This is a genomic window from Pseudarthrobacter sp. rb (genome assembly GCF_056389225.1).
The window spans coordinates 1-23,816 of record NZ_JBWJAR010000019.1; the positions used below are offsets into that span (position 1 = coordinate 1).

Consider the following 23,816-nt stretch of genomic DNA (forward strand, 5'->3'; position numbering starts at 1 on the left):
CGGTTTGACGCCGTTACGACGACGTTCGGTGCTGCGTTTCCGCTGGTCAGAGCTGGGTTAAGTACGGCCAGCGGGGCAGTGAGTCAGCCGCCCGCGATTGATTCATCCGATGCAATACGCAGACTAGTAGTGGACATAATATCCGTTATCGGCGTTTGAAAACGAGCGGGGAAGTGCCTTGGGAAGGGGCCGTTTCCTAGCGTCATGACATGACGTTTCTTTCTGAGTTCCGCGGTCAGAACCGCTTGGCCAACGACGCCTCGGCTGGAGAAGATCGCAGCGATTCCAACGGCTCCTCTCTTTCCTAGCGCTAGTTACTAGCGCTTCTTGGTACCTCGACTGGCCGCGTAGACGGACTGTGCTGCGTCGAGCACTGGGAGGTAGTTTAGTGAACGTCATTCTGAGATTCCGCAGCGGCTTTGTTCTTGAGGTCCGGCCTGGTAAAGCGTGCCGATGAGTGACCCGTCAACTTTGGTAGCTCAATGCTTGAAGCATTCCGTGCACCTCGGGAACGGCTAAGTTCTGCCGGTCCCGAGGTGTTGACGGAAGTGGGTGGTTTTAGACTTTTAGACTGCTGCTACGGTGTTTTTCTTTTCTGCTGCGACATCGCGGACTGCCTTTGCGATGGTGACATACGACGGTGGCGGTCCCATCTGCATATTGTTGTGAGTGATTGCTACGGCAAGGCCGGTGTTGATTTCCGCCCATCCTACGGAGGAACCTGCCCCGGGCATCCAGATAGTGTCAGAGTGCGGGGTGATGATGGGTATCATGCCCGGCGTGTCGTCGCTGAGGTAGTAGCCATAAGCCGAGACCGGGACTTTCATGCCGAGGTACTCGTCGATTACGTCGTTGTTGGGTCGCGGAGTGAGGAAGGCTTCTACACGCTCGGCGGACAGCAGCCGTACTCCATTTATCTCACCCTTATTCGCAAGCAGCGCCCAGTGGGCGGCCATCGACCTTGCGTTGGTAATCGAACCTGCGCCCGGATCGACAGTGCGCCGCGTGATCTCTTGGTTGAAGACATGGGCTGAGGGGTGCACTTCGTGTGGCATGCCCCGAAAAAATAGAGGGTAAGGGGTTGATTCCGGGATCTCGCCACCAACGATCCTGGCGAGACGGTGATCCTCCTCCGGGGGCAGACCGAAGAACAGATCCGTGGCCCCGATGGGGGCCAGTAGTTCCTCCTTCACGACCTGGTCGAACGGTCGCCCTTTCGGGTCGGTCCGCTGGACAATCTCGGCGATGATCCAGCCCCATCCGAGGGCGTGATAGCAGTTGGTTCCGATTGGGTACGCCGGTTCCATCTGCTCGAATCCGTGGATCATCCAGTTCCAATCTGCCTTGAGCTCGGGGGTGACCCCCTCCGGCATCCAGGGCACGCCCGACTGGTGGGTTAGGACGTTACGAACGGTGATCTTTTCCTTGCCGTGCTGACCCCACTCGGGCCAGTAGTCCACGATGGGCGCGTCGTAGTCGATGAGACCTTTCTCGGCTTGAACGTGAAGGGCGGTGGAAGTTACACCTTTAGTGACCGAAAAAGGGAAGAAGAGGCTCTCGGAATCGACTTCGCGTCCTGTGTCAGGATCGGCGATTCCGCCAAAAGTATCAACGATCAGTTCGCCGTCGAGATAGGCGGCAACCTGTAGGCCAACTTCTGTAGAGTTCAGGGCCTCATCGATAGCCGCCTCAATGCGAGGATCTGTGAGCTTTTCGTTATTGGACACCTTGATGTGTTCCTTTCTGTTGGTGGGCGAGGTAGGAGGACCCAGTAGGCAATGGCGGTCGCGGTTAGCAGGTGGAGTAGATAGCACTAGGACAGGGCCCAAATCAGGTGCCGGAGACTTTTTGCGGCACCAGGCCGGTGTGATGCGGAACACTTTATGCTTTAGTAGACTCACTGTCTACTGAATAGACCGGAAGTATTCTCTGCCAGAAGCGATGGAATTGAGGTTCACATGCATGGCGTTGTTGTGAGAGATGGGCACACTGAACTGGTCGACGACCTGCAGGTCCGCCGCCCTGAAGCAGGAGAGGTGACAGTCCGTGTCCTCGCTTCGGGCTTGTGCCGAAGCGACCTCCTTCCGATTGACGAGCCTTCTGGCGCTCCTATGGTCCTGGGGCATGAAGCAGCCGGAGTTATCGAAGCGGTCGGTAGTGCCGTTGACGGGCTGGAAATCGGGCAGATGGTTGCCGTGACGTGCCCCGTCCCGTGCAACAACTGCGACGCGTGCTCACGCGGCCTCTACACGGCGTGCGCGTCAAGCTTCGGTTTCGGCGAAGCGCCGTTCAGCCGAGATGGGTTGCCCATTCTCGCTCTAGCACGGGTTTCGTCGCTGGCCGAGTTCATCACCGTCGACCAGTTCCAGGTACATCCCGTAGCATCGCTGTCCGCCCCAGCGGCAGCCTTGGTTGGCTGCGCTGTCAGTACGGGCTATGGGATGACGCGCAACGTGGTCGAACTGAAAACCGGTGAAACTATCATGGTGTTTGGTGTCGGCGGAATCGGCATCAACAGCATCCAAACTGCCCGTCTCATTGGTGCAAGAAGAATCATTGCTGTCGATATCAACGAAGAAAAGGAAGCGGTGGCGCGAAAGTTCGGAGCCGATGAATTTATAGCAATCAAGCCAGGCATGGCCAGTGAGAGCATCGTGGCTGAGGTCAGGCATGTTGCTCCCGAGCAAGTGGATGCCGTTGTGGACTGCACCGGCCAGGCCTCCGTTCTGGAGGCTGCTCAGCTGCTCCTCAAGGCCGGGGGACGTCTTGGCCTCGTCGGGATACCCCACGCCGGCGGCACAATGAAGCTCGACATTAACAACGCCATGTACCGGCACATCACCGTCCGCGGTGCATTGAATGGAGCGTGCAACCCGTTCACCGATGTGCCTGACATCGTGCAGCTCGCCGAGCAGGGCCGCTTGGACTTGGAGTCCCAGGTATCGCATGTCTTTCCGTTGTCTGAATATCAGGAAGCTGTCGACGCGCTCCGTCAAGGGAGAGTCCTGCGCGCCGTGATAGAGATGCCATCCGGGACCAAGTACAAAAAGATTAATCGGGATACTCCAGAAAATGCGGACCAGTATCACGGATCCGAGAACCCCTTCCGCAACTAACATTGTCAAGACTGTGCCACACAGACCAGGGCCATCGGCCCCGGACTGATCGGTCCTAGAGGAACCCTTCCCCAGCCCTTCGCTACCATCGGTACGAATCGAGGGCCGAATGGTATGTCCGGTGCGAGTGTAATGTCCCTCTTCGACGGACTGAAAAGCGCTGCGAGGTGCTCGGCCAAAAGAGCAGCTGTGCTGCGGTGGCCCTTAGACTGGGTCCTTGCTCGGCCGAGAAGTTTCGATGATGACAGGTGGCTTACTATGCCGTCCATGCGCGCAGCACAGAAGGCTTTTACGCGCCAAAGGCTTATTGAGGCTGCCCAAGCATCATTTGTTAACCGGGGTTACTTGGGTACGACTGTCGACGCCATCACGAGCGATGCGGGAACAACTCGAGCTACCTTTTACCTCCATTTCGCGTCCAAAGCTGAGATTGCCAATGCTGTGTGGGAAGCCTATGTGGACAGCCCCACTCAGCTGCTCTGGAACGATCTAGGTCCGATCATTGCCGGCGTGGTGGCGCAGCCTAACCTCTTGAAGACGGTGTGGTTCCCACGAGTCGTCGAGCACTGGGACGAGAGGGGTCTGACCATCCACAGCCTGTGGCACGCGCGTGCGTTGGAACCTTTGTTGGACGCCGAACTAAAAAGAACGAAGCATCGCGTGGCAAATACGATTTGTGAAGCGCTCATGGGACTAACTGGGTATTCTCGAGCGGCACTTCGCATTCGTGCCACCGCGGCATTTGAGTTGCAAACTCAAATGTTCTTCGACTGGATCAGCGGTGACATACCGCTGGCTATGGACGATGTTATTGATGCACTTTCAGACGCTTGGTTGGCGTTGCTCGTGACACCTGTTCGTACCCCTCCAAGTGACGGGTCACCATCCAGCTGCCAGTCGGGAGAAGGCTGAAATCCTCCTCCACTCCTCGCCTGGCGAACTGATCCACCGGCACAGGACGGGACCACGTAAGGGCGCCCCATCCTACAAAACTTATGCACTAGCCCCCTCCGGCCAGAGCCGGTTTCGATCAAGCGTAGTTAGCCTGCAGGTGCCGCGGCGCATCGCAACGACGCTTTTGCAGCCCGAGTGAAGCGAGGACTCTCTGGCAGCGCGACTGCGCTGCCACCGTCCGGGGACACGGCACTTGACCCCGCGGTCGCCTCGCTTGGGGCGCAAACCAAAAGCATGCCCGGTCGAGCGCTCGAACGGGCATGCCGTGCCTCGGACGATTTCTCAGCCGCCATATAAACCATTCAGCTCTTGACACTCCAGATTCCCGGCTAAATGCTGGAAACGAGCTCCTCCATGGCTCGCCGTGCAGCCATGAGATCCGTGCGGGCCAAGCCTTTGTAGGCCTGCTCAACCTCCCATTCGAGGTCGATTGAGGGGTCAACGAGTTTCTGCATCTGCAGCCCGTCCCACACCGCAATCATCTGTCGTGCGAATCGCTCCGGGTCCACATCCGGGTGAGCCTCTCCGGCGGCTTGAGCCTGCCGCAGCAAAGCTGTGAAGTAGCGGCGCACGCCCTCGTTGTGCTTTACGAACCAAGCGTGCGCAGGATGGTTAGGGTCTGCGGCATTAGCTGCTTGGGCCGTGTGAAGTTGCAGCCGATTGGGGTGCCCTGCCGAGGTGCCCGTGATCCTCGAGAACGGACGGCTCTCGGACAATTCTGACGCAGGGAGCTTCCAAAATTCTCGTTCATTAGCGTGGTCAGCCTCGTCGAGCGCCAGGACGAAAAGGTGATCCCGGGTTGGGCAATGATATGCGACGGTAGCTTCACTCAACCCTGTGCTCTTAGCTACAAGAGCTACCGTGACTTTCTCGTGGCCATGTTCGACAACGAGCTCGAGTACTGCCTGTCCGATTTCCTCCCTGCGCTGCCTAGTCTTCGCGTAGGGGCCGCGTCTGCTTACTTCCTCATCCATGGTATCGATACTATCCCATGAAAACAACGTTGAGGAGCGGTTTTTAGCGCATTTACCCCGCCAAAAAGGGAGATGTAGTGACTTGACTAACACCGGAAACACGGGCAGGATACTTTTTGACCTGAAATTGTTCTGTTCGACGAGGAGTAGAAATGTCTGTTGCATCTCCGCCGCCAGCGTTAGTGTCCGCCATTGAGGAACCAAGTGTTCCCGGCACATCCGCGAAGTACCTGCACGGGAGACCATGGCGGGGATACCTAACTTGGTATCTGTTCGCGGCCCTCCCGATCTTTGCCCTGTGGGGCGCTATGTTGGGCATCGTCTTGCCTAACCACGTGCAGATGATCGAGTTCTCGCGATGGTTCACCGGAGCGGATGCGGGGGCCAACCTCGTGGAGTTGCAAGCACTGAAAGCACAGGTGGATGCCGGCGAGATAAACCCGACGGCTGACCAATCCCGGTTGCTGAACCTTCTGGCGCAGTTTGATGCGTCACGTGCTCAAAGTCTTTCGATTGTGACGTCGATCGGCGTTTTCGTTACTATGCTGGTCCAACCCGTCGCGGGAGTCCTGTCGGACCGGACCCGGTCGCGGTGGGGGCGCCGCGCACCATGGATGGCAGGGGGCGCGATTGCTGGCGCCCTGGCCCTTGTGGCTCTGCGCTACTCGACGACCATCGCTCTGCTGATCCTCTTTTGGTCCCTCGCTCAGCTACTGCTGAATGTTGTCCAAGGTCCTTTAACCGCGACGGTGGCTGACCGTGTCCCATCCCAGAAGCTAGGAGTCGCTTCGTCCATCACAGGCCTGGCAGGAATGCTAGGGGCGGTCTTGGGGTCAGTGGCCGCGGGAATCCTGTTTGGGATGATCCAACTGAACACATACCTTGTTTTTGCGATAGTAATTCTCGTATTTATCGCGGTCTTCATTCTCCGGGTGCCCGACCGCTCCTCCCGGGATCTCGAGGTCGAGCCCATCAGTTGGAGCGGTTTTTTCAAGTCCTTCCTGATCCCCTTGAAAGACGGAGATTACAGGTGGGTCTGGGTCGCAAAGGTCGTCATGATGTTCGGCTATGGCACAACCACCGCTTTCGGCTTCTTTATGCTGCAGAGTTATGTACAGCCCGCACTGAGCGCGGCCGAGGCGACCGCTCTGGCACCCATTATGGGTTTGGCCGGAGTGCCCGGGATGCTCATTTCGATGGCAGTTGTTGGTAAGTGGTCGGACAAGATCCAGCGTCGCAAACCGTTCGTATTTTGGACGTCGGTCCTTTTGGCAGCCTCTATGGTTATCCCGCTCGTGTCTCCTACCGTTCCAGGCCTGATCGCTCAGTCCGTCGTGGCAGGATTCGCGTTCGGCGCTTACCTGGTCGTTGATCAGGCACTGTTCATCGATGTGATCGTTGACAAGCGCAACGCTGGCCGGGACCTGGGCATGTCGGCCCTCGGCGGAAACCTTGGTCAGGCCCTTGGTCCTATTCTTGCAGGCGTGCTGGTCGCCGCGGCCGGTGGCTACGGAATCGTGTGGATCGTGGCCATCCCGATCGTGCTGGTCGCCGCGGCCGCGATCCTGCCAGTAAAACGAGCCAGATAACCAGCGCGCACCCAATCCCTCCGATATAAGGAAAAACTGCATGCCCATTGATCGACAGTCCGTTGTGAATCGGCACCGCGTAGAATTGAATGCCCTCGACCCCGGCGTCGTGCTGACGGTCGGTAACGGGGATTTCGGCTTTACCACCGATGTGACCGGTCTGCAAACCTTCACCGACTGGCATGAACCCGTCATGAGCGTGCCGGATGAGAACGCGCCACGGGTGACCAACACGTGCACGATGTCCAGTTGGGGCTGGGACGAGCACCTCAACCCGGATGGCTTTGAACTGGCCGAGGCCATGACCGAATACGAGACCCAACGCGGACCAGTGCCTTACCCGGACCGGCCCTCTCTGTCGGCTCTCGTGTCGGGGTCCGTTGAACGCCCGGACCTGGCCGGGTTGTGGTTCGTGCAGAATCCGCACCGCATAGATCTCGGCCGGGTGGGTTTGATCCTGAAGCCGCAGCCGGGAGCCGAACCGGAAACGGATCCATCTGTCATAAAGAATCTCAACGCTAGTCTAGATCTGTGGACGGGGCTGATCACGAGCCGCTTTGACTACCTCGAGCAGCCGGTGGAAGTCATCACGACCGCCCACGGGCAGCAGTCGACGATGGCCACGCGCGTGACTTCACCGCTGCTGGCGACCGGGCAGATCGGCATTGGATTACGGTTCGGGTTCGGCAGCACAAACTTCGTTCGGCCGAATGACTGGGAGGCCGAGGACCGGCACAGCAGCGTTTTGGAGATGGCATCGACAGATCGAGAAGCCACCATTCGTCGAACCCTTGCCTCTGCCAAGTACGACGTGGACCTGCACTGGTCAGCAGGGCGACTGGCTCAAACCGGCGCACACAGATTCGAGCTGGCAGCAGACTCCACAACAATCGAATTCGTCGCCGGCTTCCAACCACTTGCCGGACCTGGCAGCAACTTCGCACAGGCCAGCGATACCCCAGCGACGTCCTTTGAGCAAGTTAAGGCTTCTTCTCGGGCCCTGTGGGAGGAATACTGGTCTTCCGGGGGTGCCGTCGACTTCGCTGGCAGCACCCATCCCGTTGCCGACGAACTGGAACGGCGCGTGGTGCTGTCGCAGTACCTCACTAGAGTGCACTGCGCCGGCGCCACCCCACCGCAGGAGACCGGGTTCGTCACCAACTCCTGGCTTGGCAAGTTCCATTTGGAAATGCACTGGTGGCATGCAGCGCATTTCGCCCTGTGGGGCAGACCTGAGCTGCTTGAACGCAGCCTCGGCTGGTATGAGTCCATCCATGCCGCCGCACAATCCACGGCTCGGCTGCAGGGCTATGCCGGCGCCCGCTGGCCCAAACAGGTCGGACCCGACGGGCGCGAATCGCCATCGGACATCGGAAGCCTCCTGGTCTGGCAGCAACCTCATCTTCTCTATTTCGCCGAATTGTTGTGGCATGCGCACCAAAATGACTCCCAACGCCAGGCCGACCTCACTCAACGGCTGGCTCCGCTCCTGCAGGACACCGCAGCGTTCATGGCCGACTACGCTAGCGAAGAAGGCAGTGTCTTCCACCTCGGCCCGCCACTCATGCCCGCCCAGGAGTTCTACAAGGCAACCGAAACGTCCGATCCCACCTTTGAACTGGCGTACTGGGCATGGGGGCTCGAGACTGCGCAACGTTTCAGAGAGCGCCAAGGCCTAGAGCGTGTAACCGAATGGGAGCGCGTCCGCCAGCAGCTGGCAGCCCCCACGCTCACAGACGGTCACTACGCCGCAGTCGCCAACGAAGACACCACCCGCACAGACGACCACCCAGCGATGACACTGGCGCTTGGCTTCGTCCCTCCGACCGGGGTGATCGACCCAAGCGCTATGCAGCGCACCGTGGATTGGGTGCAGGACAACTGGCACTGGGATTCGACGTGGGGTTGGGACTTCCCTGCCCTGGCCATGACCGCCGCCCGCCTTGGGCAGCCGGAAGCAGGACTGGGCTTCCTTGTTCGTGATGCGCTCAAGAACTGCTACGACAGGGCAGGGCACAATCCGCAGATGGGATCCTTCCTGCCCGTCTATCTCCCCGGCAACGGCGCTCTGCTCGCTGCGCTTTCACTTCTCCTCACGCAGGATGAACAGGCGAATGGTGTGTTCGAAGCGGGTGCCTGGCAGATCCACCATGAAGGCCTCATAGCGGCCCCTTAAAACGGTGAAACTCACCACCAGCACGATTCAAAAGAAAGAACCAACATGCACGCCTCTGTTCCGAAACTGACCCTCGACGAGAAAGCCGCCCTGGTATCCGGCGCCTCCTTTTGGCGCACTCAAGCCGTCCCCCATGCCGGCGTGGCTGCGGCCACTCTTACCGACGGACCCCACGGGGTGCGGATGCAGCGGGCCAGCGCAGACCATCTTGGGATTAACGACAGTGAACCGGCGACGAGTTTCCCCACCGCAGCCGCAACCGGTTCCACCTGGGATCCCGCACTGGTCGAGGAGATGGGGCGCGCACTGGGCGCCGAAGCCCTCGCACTGGGAGTAGACGTCCTGCTCGGACCGGGCATCAACATGAAGCGGTCCCCACTATGCGGACGCAACTTCGAGTATTTCTCAGAAGACCCGGTCCTGTCCGGCGCTCTCGGAACTGCATGGGTTTCCGGTATCCAGTCCAAAGGCGTAGGCGCGTCATTGAAGCATTTCGCCGCCAACAATCAGGAAACCGACCGAATGCGAATTGACGTTCAGGTCGACGAACGTTCTCTCCGGGAGATATACCTGCCCGCGTTCGAACAGACAGTCCGAGAAGCGTCTCCCGCCACAGTCATGTGCTCGTACAACAAGGTCAACGGGGTCCGAATGAGCGAGAACCGGTGGCTGCTCACAGACGTGCTGCGCGGCGAGTGGGGATTCGACGGATACGCTGTTTCGGACTGGGGCGCCGTTACCGACCCGGTCGCGGCGATCGAGGCTGGCTTAGACCTGGAAATGCCGAGCACAGGCGGCCTTAGCGCCGCTAAAATTGCCGCCGCCGTCACTGCCGGCAGACTGGACGAGGCTGTTCTTGACAAGGCAGTCTCCCGGATCCTGACGGTCCATGACCGACTTCGCGCGAGTCGGGGCCAGGTCAAACCTGTCGATCATGCCGCCCATCATGAACTGGCACGACGTTTGTCCATCGCCGGATCGGTCCTGCTGGCAAACGAGGGCAACCTACTGCCACTTGACCCCCGAGTCGGAGGGAAAATTGCTGTCATCGGCGAATTCGCCAGAACGCCCCGGTACCAGGGAGGAGGCAGCTCACACATGAACCCCGTGCGCTTGGATGATGCGCTTACCGCGCTTCAGGAACGAACCACTCGCGAGGTGGTCTTCGCGGCAGGATTCAGCTTTGACGGTTCGAACGAGACTTCCCTGGCAGAAGAAGCTGTCACGGTCGCGGCAGACGCTGCGGCAGTAGTGCTGTTCCTTGGCCTCCCCGCTGCAGCGGAATCCGAAGGATTTGACCGCACCCACCTCCAGCTCCCGGAGTCGCAGCTTCGCCTTGCAGCTTCCGTACTGGCTGTGAACCCGAACGTTGTGGTGGTTCTCAGCAACGGCGGCGTCGTCACCTTGGAGGGCATCGCCGGTCGTACGCCAGCGATCCTGGAGATGTGGCTGGGCGGCCAAGCATCCGGCTCCGCCGCTGCCGACATCCTGCTGGGCATCGCCGAACCGGGCGGACGTCTCGCCGAAACCATCCCCCACACCCTGGCACACACCCCCGCCCACCTGAACTGGCCGGGCAGCCACGGCTCCGTGCGATACGGCGAGGGCGTCTACATAGGCTACCGGTGGTACGACGCGACCGACCGCGACGTCGCATTCCCCTTTGGATTTGGTCTTAGCTACACCACCTTTGCGCTCACCGATCTCACCGTCACAGTGCCCGACCAGTCGCGGGCTTACGCGGAATGCGCAGTGACCATAGAGAACACCGGGGATCGGCCCGGCTCAGAAGTGGTGCAAATCTACGTCACTGATGAAATGAGTTCCATCGACCGCCCGAAGCAGGAGCTGAAGGGGTTCGCTAAAGTTCATTTGGCCCCCGGAGAGCGGCGCACCATTCGGATTGTGCTCGACGAGCGGGCCTTCGCATTTTGGGGTCCAAACGGGTGGACAGTGGAACCGGGCTCATTCCAGGTGCTCGCCGGAACGAGTTCCCGACACCTTCCAGTTCAGAGAACGGTGCGCCTGGACGTTCCCGTACCCGGGGCAGTCCTCACCCCGGAGTCAACAATCGCTGAGTGGCTTGCACACCCCGCAGGGCATGCCGTTCTCCAGCCGATGCTCTCAAAGATGGGTCCCACTGCAGCAGCAATCGATGACGAGGAGATGCGCCACTTGGTGGGCTCTATGCCGCTGCGCGCACTCTTTTCCCTCGCCGCTACCCCTGGTTCCGACCCGGATGCGGTTGTCCTCGATCTCATCGGCCAAGCAAACGACCGGACCCAGCAGGCTTTGGCGACGCATTGAGTTCCGTACCCGCCGGATTCTGGCTGGAGGCCCTTAGACGGCAATCGCCATACGGATCTCTCCTGGCCGGGTCTAGGTTTCGCAGTGGGGGTACCGGACTCACCTCCTAACTGCGAGGACCGGATACCACCTGCTTTACGAATGGGGCCACTGGGAACCGATATTGGGACTTATCGCCGTGGACAGGAACACTTTTCAGCAACATTGCCAAATCAAGCTTCGTTTGGTTTGGCAATGTTGCTGCTACATACGGCGCTGCATTATGGTCCCGAGCTAAGAGGACGTGTCTGCTGTTCCATCCTTGCCACGTGAATAGTGCGCCAAAACGCGCAAAGCACCGACGCCAGTGGGGCTCGGAGTTGTCGTTCAGGTAAGGGAACGACGAGATTCCAGCCGATGACAGGGACCTCACGTCGTGAATGCGGGCGGCATTAGAACGGGGACTAAAGAAAACTAAGAAACGGACAACAGTGGATCAAACGCTGCAATATAAGACCACAGTGGATGCGCACACGCCCCCTCAAGAATCTCTACATACTGAGGATCCCACCCCTCATTTGCGTCTCCCGCCAGGGGTGGTTGAAGTGATCGTGAAAAATGCATCCGACCTGAACGAAGTGCTAAACGAAGCAATTGACTTCCTGGCTCCGTCCACCATGGTGAATAGGGTCGGCGTCATGGTTACCCGTATCGGCGCAGGGCACTACGTGGTTCGCGCCCACCCAGAAGTCCCGTTCGGTCTCGTGCGCCAGCGATACGAATAAGCGTCCCCCTCCGAATCGGCTGGAAGGGGGTGGCTGCTCTTCAACCCATACCCGACAGGGTGCGTGGGCTAAGCATCGCCGGATAGACGGTTCTTGATCAGATCGTCCTTAACGCGCCCGATACATCGAGATGTAAGGGCAGGTGGCGTTGCACACGCAACGCCACCTGCCCTTATATAGGTTCTGTCCTAAGCCCTTAGAGGAAAGATTGAACGATCTTTCCCCGCACCTTTCGGTCAGCCATGGCAGTGAGGGCAGCTGGTACCTCTTCGAGCTTGACTACGCTGGAAACCATTGGGTTGAGTTTCCCTTCCTCAGTGAGTGACAGAAGCTCAGACATCATCGCAGCAAGATCAGCGCGCGAGCGGTCGTCACCGGCGCTGTATGCAGCACCAAGGGCTATTTCATGCACAGATGGTCCAATTGAGAAGGGGGGAACAGTTGATATGTCGGGCCGCCCTGCGGTGGTAGCGATACCGCCGCCGTGGACCAGCAGTCCGAGATTGGCCGTTGCCGATTCCGAACCGACTGTATCCAACACGGCATCCACCCCGCGGCCGCCGGTTAATTCCCGGACACGGCTAACAATGTCCTCGGACTGAAAGTCAATAAATTCATCCGCGCCCAAGGAACGAACGTGTTCTGCGTTCCGCCCCGAATCGGTGGCGATGACTCGTGCCCCGGCAATGGATGCAAGCTGCACTGCGAACCCGCCCACTCCGCCTGCCCCACCGGTGATTAACACCGTGTCATCCTTGGACACGTGTAAGCGACGAATCATGGCCTGGTAGGCGGTTAGGCCAGCCGAAGGAATTGCGGCAGCGCTGATCGGATCAATTGAAGCCGGGACAACTGCTACAACCGTAGAATCGGCCACTGTGTATTCCGCAAATCCGCCGCGCTTACTAACGTTTCCGTGAAAGGCCACACGCTGGCCGGTCGAAACGTTGGTGACGCCTGCGCCGACCGTGTCCACGATCCCTACGACGTCCAGGCCCAGAACTGCCGGCCACTCCCAGTCAGGCATACCATAATGCGCCCGTTGATAGTCCGAAGGATTCAGCCCGCACGCTTCGACCTTTACCCGGACCTCCCCGTGATCGGTCTGGGGAAGCGGAAGGTCGGATATGCGGAGGGTGTCGGGAGTCCCGACCTGTTCGAGAACTAGAGCTTTCACGAGAGATTTTCCTTTTCTAGGAGGGGTAGGGCTAGGGGTCGCTCTGCGGGCAGAAGAGAGCCGGGGTTGCTTATTGATCCTGCTTAAAAATTTCGTTCGAGGCAGTGGCCCAAGCGCCGACCAGGTCGAATGCTTCGGGCTCACGGCACCACATCATCTGAAGTCCGATGAGAGTCGAGTAGGCGTGGATTGCGCGCGCCCTCGACCTATCGTTAGCGGAGGCATCAAGCACGGCCAGGCGATCAATGGCACGCCGATCGCGTTCCATAAGGTGTTTATGCGCGGGGTGTGCCAGCGAGAGAGACTCTGCCTGCAGCACGAGTAAGAATCGGACAAGCTCAGGCCTGCGAACGTTTGCCCTAACTGCTGCCGCGCAAACATCTGCCAGGGAAGTTTGTCCGGCCCAGCTCTCGTACGGCAGGCCGCTGTCCAGTCCAAGCTCGGCTGAGAGAAGTCGTTCATCCTCCGCGTCAACGTACTCGAGGACTTTGGTCAAGAGTCCCTCTTTCGAAGCCACATGATGAAGTATCCCGGGCACGGTCAGACCGCACGTGTCGGCCACATCCTGCATTGAGAGGCCCCAATAGCCACGATCGGCGATAAGCCTAATTGTGGCTTGGATAATCTGCTCGGCTCGTGCTGCCCCGACCATGCGTGTCCGTACCCGACGAGGCGCCGCCCCTTGTACCTGTTCCATGAGCTCCCGCCGTTACTGAGTACCTAGTAGGTGATAGGTTAGCGTAAGTGGCGGCGAAAGCAAGTCGGGTTTGGGTCCCTGCTTGGGGCAGCTGAACAACCACGCGCCGCCTTGCACCGCCTAGTGACGCCGCCCGGAAGCAAACCGCGAACAGGAGTGAAATTGAAAGCAGCACTGATTACTGGTCAGTACGTATTGGAGATTCGGGACTTTTCCTTCCCAGAGTTGGCTGGACCAACTCAAGCTGTGGTGGAGATCCTTAAGACCGGGATTTGCGGGTCTGATGTGACAGCGTTTCGTGACGGGGAAGCGTATCCGCCCTTCCTCTCAGGACATGAGTGGGTGGGGCGCGTCATCTCGGTCGGTTCTGAGGTGACACATCTCAAGGTTGGTGATCGGGTGGTGGCAGGTACGCCAGCGGCGTGTGGCAATTGTCAGATGTGTCGCAGAGGTCATGGAGAGCGTTGCATCGAGCTAACAGCCCTGGCCTTCGGTACGCACCCCCACACCCCTCAGCACGGGGGCTATGCCGAACGGATCGAGGTTCCAGCTGAAATTCTCATTCCTATTCCAAGCGAAATAGGGGACGAAGCGGCAGCCATGATTGAGCCAGCCGCAGTGGCTCTTCACGCTATTCGCAGGCACACTCCTCGTATGGGGGATGTGGTTGTCGTTGTTGGAGCCGGGCCCGTAGGTCTCTTCGCCGTACAGATGCTTCGCCAATCAGGAGCCGCCCGTGTAATTGTCATTGAACCCCAGGCGCGCCGCCAGAAACTGGCATTATCTATGGGTGCGGATTCAGCACTCGCCCCGGGTCCGGAGGCACTGGAAGCAATCCAGGATGCCACGCACGGATTGGGTGCCGATATCGTCTACGACTGCGTGGGCAACGAGAAAGCACTGACTGCCGCAGTCGAATACTGCCGTTCTGGCGCAACGCTCGTGATGATCGGGGCAACTTCTGGGGCAGTCAAGGTCTCACCGCTGGCTTGGCTGGGCAAGGAACTGACGATCGCGACCTCGCTGGCTCACCTAAACCACGAGTTCCCTTTGGTCATTGACCTGATGGCTCGGGGCCGACTTAATACAGAAGCCCTTGTCGACGAAACGATTGGGCTGGGTGATCTTGAGAAGGTTCTGACCCAACTTGCAAGCGGATTGGATCGAGTAAAGGTGCTAGTTGACGCTCGCTCGTAGTCGGGACGTACGTAGCAGATCCGGAAGCGTCGGGCGGTGGGACCTGCGATGAGGGCCCGACGGATGAGGGCCCGTTCACCCGTGGGAGGCAGGAGCTTCGAGGCGTTCGCTGAGGAGCCGCTCCTGACCGCGCGCACTGCGGCCCCCTATGTCGCAAGCATGCAGAAATCCGGGGGCCGGGGCATGCCTGAAGCACTACGTCGCCAAATGACTACGCGACGAATCGGTCTACTCGACAGCACCGTCGATGAGAGAACTCTTCGTAAGGTCTACCTGGCGCCCTTGGAGGATGCTATTGCAGAGGCCGGGGCAGGAGCGTGCTGACGTTGAGTGTCCCGGCCAGGTGCTGGAGGAGGGTGAGTTTGGTTCCCGCTTGCCGTTTCCGATCAGGCTCAGCTGGCTTGGCGCCGTGCCGACGGCGGCGCTGAGGTCATCGAGGGTCAGCCCGGCCTGCTTGCGCAGATGCCGGACGCGGCGGCCGAGGCTGATGACGTCCAAGCCAACGGACACCGCGGACGAGGCTTGCGGCAAAGCTTCTCTGGTCCAGCTTCCAGGACGTCATTTTTGAAGGATACGCGAAGAAATGAGTTTCTTTCCAAGGTTTTTATCTAGTAGGGCGATTGAAAGTGCTGAAAAGTAGTGATCACGGAAAGAAACACCGCACCGGATAAGCCGGCGGGAACTGCAAAGGCGCAGTTCCCGCCTACCGAATCCGGAGCTCAATCAAGGAGATCAACGATGACTGCAGCATTTGAGCCAAACAAGCAGACCGCAGAGCAGCAGGCTGCCGCACTGGAGCTCGAGTGGGCTGCGAACCCCCGCTGGGAAGGTGTGACCCGTGACTACTCAGCCTCCGACGTCGTCCGTCTCCGCGGCCGCGTCTCCGAAGAGCACACCCTGGCCCGCCGCGGTTCGGAGAAGCTGTGGAAGCAGCTGACCGAGGAGCACAAGACCGGCGGCTACACCAACGCCCTGGGTGCCCTCACCGGCAACCAGGCAGTGCAGCAGGTCAAGGCCGGCCTCCGCGCCATCTACCTTTCCGGTTGGCAGGTGGCCGCCGATGCCAACAATTCCGGCCACACCTACCCGGACCAGTCCCTCTACCCGGCCAACTCCGTCCCCACAGTGGTCCGCCGTATCAACAACGCCCTGCTCCGGGCGGACCAGATCGAATTCTCCGAGGGCATCCAGACCGTTGAGGACTGGCTGGTCCCGATTGTTGCCGACGCCGAAGCCGGTTTCGGCGGCCCGCTGAACGCCTACGAGCTGATGAAATCCATGATCCAGGCCGGCGCCTCCGGCGTGCACTGGGAAGACCAGCTCGCCTCCGAGAAGAAGTGCGGCCACCTGGGCGGAAAGGTCCTGATCCCCACCCAGCAGCACGTGCGGACCCTGAACGCCGCCCGGCTCGCGGCCGACGTCGCCGGTACCCCGTCGGTGGTCATCGCCCGCACGGACGCCGAGGCAGCCACCCTGATCACCTCCGACGTCGACGAGCGCGACCAGGAATTCATCACCGGCGAGCGTACGGCCGAGGGCTTCTACAAGGTCCGCAACGGCATCGAACCCTGCATCGCCCGGGCCAAGGCCTACGCCCCTTACTCGGACCTGATCTGGATGGAAACGGGCACCCCGGACCTGGAGCTGGCCCGCAGGTTCGCCGAAGCGGTCAAGGCAGAGTTTCCGGACCAGATGCTTTCCTACAACTGCTCGCCGTCGTTCAACTGGCGCAAGCACCTGGACGACGTCACTATCGCCAAGTTCCAGCGTGAACTCGGCGCCATGGGCTTCACATTCCAGTTCATCACCCTCGCCGGGTTCCACGCCCTGAACTACTCGATGTTCGATCTCGCGCACGGCTACGCCCGTGAAGGCATGAGCGCCTACGTCGAACTGCAGGAAAAGAAATTCGCCTCCGAATCCCGCGGCTACACCGCAACCAAGCACCAGCGCGAAGTCGGCACCGGCTACTTCGATGACATCGCCACCGCGCTCAACCCGAACGCATCCACCCTCGCCCTGGTCGGATCGACCGAAGAGGGCCAGTTCCACTAACTTCTTCCCCCACGTAAGTAGCAGTAAGTGTCGTTTTGAAGGCTCAAAACGGCACTTACTGCTACCCAGTTGGGCCCTGCTCCAGGAGACAGAAATGAACAGCTTCACTGACAGCTTCACCATCAATGGCATCACCATGACTGCGCAGCCTATTTGCCGGCAGGGTGAGGTGCTCACCCCGGATGCCTTGGCCTTCATTGCCAAGCTGCACCGGGCTACTGCTGAGCGGCGGCAGGAGCTGCTGCAGGCACGGCGGACCCGGCGGGCTGAGATCGCCTCCGGTCAGGATCCCCGCTTCCTCCGCGAGACCGAGCACATCCGCAACGATCCTTCCTGGCGGGTCGCTCCCCCGGCCCCGGGCCTGGAGGACCGCCGCGTGGAAATCACCGGACCGGTGGACCAGAAGATGACCATCAACGCCCTGAACTCCGGTGCCAAGGTGTGGCTCGCGGACATGGAGGACTCCTCCACCCCCACGTGGCGGAACGTCATCAAGGGCCAGCTGAACCTCACCGACGCACTGGAACGGCGCATCGACTTCACCTCCCCCGAGGGCAAGGAGTACAAGCTCCGTCCGGCCGGTGACCTGCCCACCATCGTGGTCCGCCCCCGCGGCTGGCACCTGCCCGAGAAGCACATGCTGATCGACGGCGAACCCATTGCCGGCGGCATCGTGGACTTCGGCCTGTTCTTCTTCCACAACGCACGCCGCCTCCTGGCCCAGGGCAAAGGCCCGTACTTCTACCTGCCGAAGATCGAGAACCACCTCGAAGCCCGGCTCTGGAACGACATCTTCATCCTCGCCCAGGACCTGCTCGGCATCCCGCAAGGCACCATCCGCGCCACTGTACTGATCGAAACCATCACCGCAGCCTTCGAAATGGAGGAGATCCTCTACGAACTGCGGGACCATGCAGCGGGCCTGAATGCCGGCCGCTGGGACTACATCTTCTCCCTGATCAAGAACTTCCGCACCCGTGGCCCCCGCTTCGTCCTGCCGGACCGCAGCCAGGTGACCATGACCCAGCCCTTCATGCGCGCCTACACCGAACAGCTGGTCCGGGCCTGCCACAAGCGCGGCGCCATGGCCATCGGCGGCATGGCAGCAGCTGTTCCCAACCGCAAGGATGAGGCCGCCAACGCCAACGCACTGGAAAAGGTCCGTGCGGACAAGACCCGCGAAGCCAATGACGGCTTCGACGGCTCCTGGGTGGCCCACCCGGACCTGGTGCCGGTCTGCCGCGAGGTGTTCGACTCCATCCTCGGTGACAAGCCCAACCAGCTGCACCGCACCCGGGAGGACGTGGTCCCGGATGACCGCGCCCTGATCAACGTGGCCGCCACCACCGGAACCATCACCGAACAGGGCATCCGGAACAACATCGAAGTGGGCATCCGCTACATCGAGTCCTGGCTGCGCGGAAACGGCGCCGTAGCCATCCACAACCTCATGGAAGACGCCGCCACCGCCGAAATCTCCCGCTCCCAGCTGTGGCAGTGGATCTACGCCCGTGCCATCACCGACCACGGCGAAGTCATCACCCACGAGTGGATCGAGGAGCTCCTGGATCAGGAATTCGCCAGGCTCGAACGCTTCGACGGCGACCGCTTCGAGGACGCCCGCGACATCTTCGAAGAAGTCACCCTCGCCCGCGACTTCCCGTCCTTCCTCACCCTCCCCGCCTACGCCCGCTACCTCACCGAAGCCAAGGTAAGGGCAACCGCCGAGGAACTTGCCGCCCTATAACCGAGCTGCAAACCCACAGACTTCCGTCCGCCGGGCCGGCACCCCTCCGCAACAGGCACCTCCGAAATCCGGAGGGCCGGCCCGGCGACGGAACCAGCTGCAGTCCAGGAACAAGAATCGGTTGGCTTTCACCATATACATCTGCGAAAAGCCCTCCTCCCTTCAACACTAAAAGAAGTGGTACATAACATGACTGCGGAATATATCGAGAGCATGAGCTTGAAAGTTTGGGATGGTGAAGGCTTGGATGACGCACTTGAGAGTGCTGTCCGGGAATTAGTTGTCCGCAACGCTGTTCAGCGTAGTCGTGTCACAATTACGCGCAGCGGCCCCCATATTTATACGGTTACGCTAAACCGCGATGGTTCTCGGACGTCTCCACCGCAAGAGGTTCCCTGCTGAGCACATGAATTGTTGACGTTGGCTTCCCCGGCCCCCGCCGGGCAGAACCTCAAATGCTGGCAGTAAGGAATAATGACATGACCAACTGGCGGATCAGGGACTTTCACTCCTCGGACCTGGACGGGATCCTGCACCTCTGGGAGACCCTGAAGGCAAGCAACGTGGAACCCGTCTACGCCCTTTCCGAGGTCCTCGCATCCTGCGAGAAGGACCATGCCGTCGTCGCTGTGCAGGGCGACCAGGTGGTGGGTGCCGCCGTCGGACGCGCCGCCCACGACCAGGGCTGGATCGTTTTCCTGGCCACCCTGCCTGAGTACCGCGGCCGGGGGATCGGCACCTCGCTGCTGGCCGCCGTCGAAAACCGGATGGCGCCGCACGGGCTCAACAAGCTCTCTGCACTCATGCCCGAATCGGAAACCCGGGTGGAGGCGTTCCTGGGCCGCGGCTTCGCGCTGAAGAAGAACCTGCGCTACTTCGAGCGGACCATCCCCGTCCAGCGGCAGGAACTCGGCGCGCTGGGCCAGCTCGGCGGCCGCGTCCTGGCCCGCGACCTCTGGGAAAACGTGGCCGGCATGCGTAAGGAGAAGGAACTCCTGGAACGCCGCCTGGTACTCCCCCTAGCCGAGGCCGACCTCGCCGACGAATTCGGCGTCGTCCCGCCCCGCGCCGTGGTCCTCTTCGGTCCACCCGGGACCGGAAAAACCACCTTCGCCAAGGCCATCGCCTCCCGCCTGGAGTGGCCCTTTGTGGAGGTGTTCCCCTCCCGCCTCGCCGCGGACCCGCAGGGCCTGGCCGGCGCGCTCCGCGAGACGTTCCTGGAAATCGCCGAACTGGAGCACGCCGTGGTGTTTATCGACGAGGTGGAGGAGATCGCCGCGCAGCGCTCCGGGGAGCCGCCGTCGCCGTTGCAGGGCGTTACCAACGAGCTGCTGAAGATCATCCCGGCGTTCCGTGAACAGCCGGGCCGGCTGCTGGTGTGCGCCACCAACTTCATCCGCGCCCTGGACACCGCCTTCCTGCGCCACGGCCGGTTCGACTACGTCATTCCCATCGGCCTCCCGGACCGGCAGGCCCGCGAAGCGATGTGGCAACGGTTCATCCCCGCTCCCGTGGTGGACGCCGTCGACGTGGAACTGCTGGTGGAGCGCACCCCGGGCTTCTCCCCCGCCGACATCGAGTACGCCGCCCGCAGCGCCTCCCAGCGTGCCCTGGAAAAGGCAGTGTACGACGACGGCGGGCTGGCTTCCGACGGCAGACTTTCCGTTCAGGCGGTGCGAAAGGGCCCCTCCACACAGGACTACCTCGACGCCATTGGTGACACCCGCACCACCGTTAGCGCGGAAGTCCACAAGGACTTCCTGGAAGACATCGACGTCCTCGGCCGCGTCTAAGCGCTGCCGCATGAAGCACGGAGCGCCTCACTGCAAATGATCTTTCTGCTGGGTAGGGCTTACTGCTCCGCCTCGGGGACGGCCTTATACGTGCGGGAGGCGGTCCGAGCCCGGTTTAGTTCTGGGTCCACTGAGCGCAAGGCGCGGCCGCTAACAGCCGGGGACCATTCCTACGGGTTATCACGCGTACGGCTGCTGTGGGAGTTTACGCAACGGTTGCCGACTTCCAGCCGTGGAGAACCGTGTTGGTCCTAACTGTGGACGGAACAGGGTTACCGGGCGCAACGTGTGCTCCGCCCCGGCGCCAGGTTGGCGGATATCCGTTATCAGCTTCTCGAATCAGACGGGGAACTGCCTCGGAATCGTTCAGTTACCTCTTCAAAATTTGGGCTGAGTTTGGACGGGCTGGGCGGTGACGTCATGCGAGTAGCAGCCAACTCAGCTGCATGGGGCCCTGCACCTGTTCGCGTCATTCAAACCCACGCCGGTCCACTGTCGGTCTACTCGATGCCAACTGGGCAAGGTCCACGGCGATCTGCTCAATGCCCAAAGGTCCGGCGCAGGAAATACTGGACAGGATGGAATTTCTGCCGTGGGGGCAGGTGGATCCGGTTTTCACTGCCACCGTCGAGGCGGTGGAGGAGGCGGTGCTCAACTCGTTGGTCAACAACCGGGACATGATCGGCCGCGAAGGCCACTTCAGTCCTGCACTGCCCCACGACGAGGTGCGCGAACTGCTCCGCTCACATGGCTTCTGACCTCTCGACTCTGTCGCGACGGTGATAGAGCCGGGCAGCGCAGCTGGACGTGGCTTCGACCGGGAATCGCATCTATTTGCATGTCAATTCTCAACCTCGGTGTTTAGGTCCGAGGGCGACGAGGTGCCCCACGGAGGCGTGCTGGAAAGCCAACGCCTGAAGCCCAGGGCTAGGGTGCGCAGCTCCGCCGCGGCATAATGTTGAGGATCCCAGGATGCGTACAATTTGGTGCGTAAAGGGCGTCCCGCGGCATATGCGGGCAAGCCCCGCAACCCGAAAGATTCCTTCTCTGTTGCCAAGGCGAAACCATGGTTGTTCGCAGCCAGCGCCTGACCCACGAAGCCCATGGCGACATTGCGGATTCTAAACGGGGGTGTGATGCCGGCGGCAGCCTCGTCGAAGACCACATGAACGCCCGTGACGGGAACGAGGATCAGGTCATCTGTCAAACGTTCGAGGTCACCGATTGTTGCGTTCCCGTAGCGGTCTTCCATAGCTTGAGGGGATCCATAAACGTTGACGGGGAGGCTGCCCACGACGACATGACGTCGATGGGGCGGGGGTAGGAGTGTGCTGATAGCCAGGTCGGCTTCCCGTTCTAATGTGGCATCGACGTCGGGCGCAGGCACCATAGTGAGATCGACGATTGGCGGGTCCACGTCCACCATGAATGGCGCCAGCAAAACGTAGGCGGTGGTAGGAGGACATGCGACACGGAATGCAGGTTTGGCGGAGAACCGGGCCCGTAGAGTCCCTTCGGCCCGTTCAAAGCGGGTTAGGACATCCCCGCCAAGTTCGTAGAGGGCCTCCCCTGCTGCTGTCATCGCCATTCCACTTGGGGTCCGGTGGAATAACTTCATGGCCAGTTCAGCTTCCATCCGGCTTATCTGCTTGGACACCGCAGGCTGGGTTACTGACATGTGCTGAGCGGCTGCACTAACCGAGCCCAGCCGGGCCACGGTGCGGAAATACTCCAAAGCTCGTCTGTCCATATTCCTAAATGTTATACACAGGGCCTGAAAAAGTCATTAGACAGCATGACCTCAAGCTGAGAAAGTCGTAGTCGGGTCAGCAGTGCCGCTGATCACATCCCAACTTTCAGTGATACCGCGCTGATCTAATCCACTAGGGATCTCCAATGACTCCACCACGCAATCGGGAGCGCACCGCCGTTATCGGTGCCCTTGTCGGAAATTCGCTTGAATGGTTCGACTTCTTTGTTTACGGAACGGCATCAGCACTTGTCTTCAGCAGGATCTTTTTCCCTGAGGTGAATCCTGCGACGGGGCTGTTGGCTTCGTTTGCAACACTCTGGGTTGGCTTCCTCACCCGCCCGCTCGGTGGGCTTGTTTTCGGTCATCTCGGTGACAAGTTCGGTCGAAAGAACGTGCTGATGGCGACCTTGGTACTGATGGGCGCCTCGACGACTCTCATCGGCGTACTTCCCACCTATCAACAGGTCGGCGTCCTGGCTCCAGTCCTACTGGTTCTGCTCCGTGCCTTCCAGGGCCTTGCAGTCGGTGGCGAATGGGCCGGTGCAGTGCTGATCGCCACAGAAAACGCCCATGAAAAGCGGAAGACGGTTGCGGGTGCATGGGTCCAGCAGGGGTCCCCGATTGGTTCGCTGTTGGCAACGGGCTCGTTCCTGCTCGTTGGGCTCCTTCCCGACGAGGACTTCTTCAGCTGGGGATGGCGCTTGCCTTTCCTTGCATCGGTCATTCTGATCGTTGTAGGCATCGTCCTGCGCATGCGGGTCGCAGAGTCCGAGGAGTTCCTGGAATCCAAGCGCGCCGGCAATCTCGCTGAAAAGGCACCGGCCCTGCTGGTCTTCACCAAGGCCCCGCTCATCCTCATCTTCGCCATGCTTGCCTCTATCATGGCCATCTCGATCTCGTACTTCACCAACACCTTCATGTTGGCGTGGGCGACCGGCCCCCTCGGCTTCGACCGCCAAGTCATCCTTAACATCCTTGTCGGCGCCTCCGTCGTGCAGTTCTTCACGCAACTGGCGGGCGGCTATTTGGCGCAACGGTTCGGGCGAACCAGGATCATCCTCACCGGATTAGGAATCGCCCTTGCCTTCACCGTGCCCTACTTCCTCGCCATCCAGATGGGTCACCTGGTCTTCATCGCGGCCATGGTTTACGTTTCGTTCGGCAGTATCTGCATGTACTTCGCCGTTTTCTCGACATTTTTGGCGTACGCATTCCCCGCCAATATCAGATATTCGGGCATGTCCATTTCTTACCAAATGTGCTCAGCTCTCATCGGCGGCTCCACCGCATTCGTTGCCCAGTGGATCCTCACGACGAGCGGCAACAACCCCTGGGCTGTGGCTGTCTACTATGCAGCACTGACTATCGCAACCATCATCGGTGTCATAGGACTCCACATCGTTAGCAGCCGACGCCCGATCGAGACCCCCGATGGGGAACTGAATGCCGCACCCGTAGCTTGATCCTCCTCCGGACAATCCACCACATTCTGCTCACTTTCCTCAAGAGCAGGGCAG

General features: G+C 60.4%; 17 protein-coding genes and 2 pseudogenes. 12 read left to right on the forward strand and 7 right to left on the reverse strand.

Annotated elements, in window-relative coordinates; all coding sequences use genetic code 11:
* Positions 1-566: 566 nt before the first annotated feature.
* Positions 567-1,727: a serine hydrolase domain-containing protein gene (locus ACWRN3_RS19225; RefSeq protein WP_207597739.1), complete on the reverse strand. Its 1,161-nt coding sequence runs from the start codon at positions 1,725-1,727 to the stop codon at positions 567-569.
* A 231-nt stretch (positions 1,728-1,958) separates the two neighbouring features.
* Between ACWRN3_RS19225 and ACWRN3_RS19230 the strand changes: the two genes are divergently transcribed.
* Together ACWRN3_RS19230 and ACWRN3_RS19235 are read left to right on the forward strand one after the other, a co-directional pair.
* Positions 1,959-3,116 carry a zinc-binding dehydrogenase gene (locus ACWRN3_RS19230; RefSeq protein WP_207606026.1) on the forward strand — a complete coding sequence of 386 codons (1,158 nt, stop codon included), beginning with the start codon at positions 1,959-1,961 and terminating at the stop codon, positions 3,114-3,116.
* Positions 3,117-3,383: 267 nt separating this feature from the next.
* A complete protein-coding gene (locus tag ACWRN3_RS19235; protein ID WP_207597741.1) occupies positions 3,384-4,028 on the forward strand; it encodes a TetR/AcrR family transcriptional regulator in 645 nt (214 codons plus the stop codon).
* Positions 4,029-4,399: 371 nt separating this feature from the next.
* On the opposite strand, the gene ACWRN3_RS19240 is transcribed toward ACWRN3_RS19235, so the two are convergent.
* Positions 4,400-5,044 carry a TetR/AcrR family transcriptional regulator gene (locus ACWRN3_RS19240; protein ID WP_207597742.1) on the reverse strand — a complete coding sequence of 215 codons (645 nt, stop codon included), beginning with the start codon at positions 5,042-5,044 and terminating at the stop codon, positions 4,400-4,402.
* 341 nt (positions 5,045-5,385) lie between these two features.
* Between ACWRN3_RS19240 and ACWRN3_RS19245 the strand changes: the two genes are divergently transcribed.
* The 4 genes from ACWRN3_RS19245 to ACWRN3_RS19260 all read left to right on the forward strand — a co-directional run bounded on the left by ACWRN3_RS19245 (position 5,386) and on the right by ACWRN3_RS19260 (position 11,880).
* Positions 5,386-6,633 (forward strand): MFS transporter, encoded by a 1,248-nt coding sequence (locus ACWRN3_RS19245; RefSeq protein WP_242703677.1) that lies wholly within the window; start codon positions 5,386-5,388, stop codon positions 6,631-6,633.
* Positions 6,634-6,673: 40 nt separating this feature from the next.
* Positions 6,674-8,809 (forward strand): hypothetical protein, encoded by a 2,136-nt coding sequence (locus ACWRN3_RS19250; protein WP_207597744.1) that lies wholly within the window; start codon positions 6,674-6,676, stop codon positions 8,807-8,809.
* Between the two features lie 183 nt (positions 8,810-8,992).
* Positions 8,993-11,116, forward strand: a complete 2,124-nt coding sequence (locus ACWRN3_RS19255) for a glycoside hydrolase family 3 C-terminal domain-containing protein (RefSeq protein ID WP_476741644.1) — start codon at positions 8,993-8,995, stop codon at positions 11,114-11,116.
* 470 nt (positions 11,117-11,586) lie between these two features.
* Positions 11,587-11,880 carry a hypothetical protein gene (locus ACWRN3_RS19260; protein WP_207605972.1) on the forward strand — a complete coding sequence of 98 codons (294 nt, stop codon included), beginning with the start codon at positions 11,587-11,589 and terminating at the stop codon, positions 11,878-11,880.
* 196 nt (positions 11,881-12,076) lie between these two features.
* Here ACWRN3_RS19260 and ACWRN3_RS19265 read toward each other — a convergent pair whose 3' ends face one another.
* From ACWRN3_RS19265 to ACWRN3_RS19275, 3 genes and pseudogenes are all read right to left on the reverse strand, one after another.
* Positions 12,077-13,057, reverse strand: coding sequence for a zinc-binding dehydrogenase (locus ACWRN3_RS19265; protein ID WP_207597746.1), 981 nt, complete (start codon positions 13,055-13,057; stop codon positions 12,077-12,079).
* 70 nt (positions 13,058-13,127) lie between these two features.
* The gene (locus ACWRN3_RS19270) at positions 13,128-13,553 is read right to left on the reverse strand and encodes a hypothetical protein (RefSeq protein ID WP_242703679.1); all 426 of its coding nucleotides are present in this window, start codon (positions 13,551-13,553) and stop codon (positions 13,128-13,130) included.
* A 6-nt stretch (positions 13,554-13,559) separates the two neighbouring features.
* Positions 13,560-13,754: pseudogene (locus ACWRN3_RS19275) on the reverse strand (helix-turn-helix domain-containing protein); the annotation flags it as partial.
* 162 nt (positions 13,755-13,916) lie between these two features.
* Between ACWRN3_RS19275 and ACWRN3_RS19280 the strand changes: the two are divergent.
* On the forward strand, positions 13,917-14,951 hold the full coding sequence (locus tag ACWRN3_RS19280; protein ID WP_207597748.1) for a zinc-dependent alcohol dehydrogenase: 1,035 nt from the start codon (positions 13,917-13,919) through the stop codon (positions 14,949-14,951).
* A 319-nt stretch (positions 14,952-15,270) separates the two neighbouring features.
* On the opposite strand, the pseudogene ACWRN3_RS19285 reads toward ACWRN3_RS19280, so the two are convergent.
* Positions 15,271-15,513, reverse strand: a pseudogene (locus ACWRN3_RS19285) (helix-turn-helix domain-containing protein); the annotation flags it as partial.
* A gap of 176 nt (positions 15,514-15,689) precedes the next feature.
* Between ACWRN3_RS19285 and aceA the strand changes: the two are divergent.
* From aceA to ACWRN3_RS19305, 4 genes are all read left to right on the forward strand, one after another.
* Positions 15,690-17,006 carry an isocitrate lyase gene (gene aceA, locus ACWRN3_RS19290; RefSeq protein WP_476741645.1) on the forward strand — a complete coding sequence of 439 codons (1,317 nt, stop codon included), beginning with the start codon at positions 15,690-15,692 and terminating at the stop codon, positions 17,004-17,006.
* Positions 17,007-17,100: 94 nt separating this feature from the next.
* The gene (gene aceB / locus ACWRN3_RS19295; RefSeq protein WP_207597750.1) at positions 17,101-18,753 is read left to right on the forward strand and encodes a malate synthase A; all 1,653 of its coding nucleotides are present in this window, start codon (positions 17,101-17,103) and stop codon (positions 18,751-18,753) included.
* 479 nt (positions 18,754-19,232) lie between these two features.
* Complete coding sequence (locus tag ACWRN3_RS19300) at positions 19,233-20,546, forward strand: ATP-binding protein (protein ID WP_207597751.1); 1,314 nt, start codon at positions 19,233-19,235, stop codon at positions 20,544-20,546.
* Positions 20,547-20,992: 446 nt separating this feature from the next.
* Positions 20,993-21,304 carry a P1 family peptidase gene (locus ACWRN3_RS19305; protein ID WP_207597752.1) on the forward strand — a complete coding sequence of 104 codons (312 nt, stop codon included), beginning with the start codon at positions 20,993-20,995 and terminating at the stop codon, positions 21,302-21,304.
* Between the two features lie 83 nt (positions 21,305-21,387).
* Here ACWRN3_RS19305 and ACWRN3_RS19310 read toward each other — a convergent pair whose 3' ends face one another.
* The gene (locus ACWRN3_RS19310; protein ID WP_207597753.1) at positions 21,388-22,296 is read right to left on the reverse strand and encodes a LysR family transcriptional regulator; all 909 of its coding nucleotides are present in this window, start codon (positions 22,294-22,296) and stop codon (positions 21,388-21,390) included.
* Positions 22,297-22,442: 146 nt separating this feature from the next.
* On the opposite strand from ACWRN3_RS19310, the gene ACWRN3_RS19315 reads away from it, so the two are divergent.
* The gene (locus tag ACWRN3_RS19315; RefSeq protein ID WP_207605973.1) at positions 22,443-23,762 is read left to right on the forward strand and encodes an MFS transporter; all 1,320 of its coding nucleotides are present in this window, start codon (positions 22,443-22,445) and stop codon (positions 23,760-23,762) included.
* The last annotated feature ends 54 nt before the right edge of the window (positions 23,763-23,816 follow it).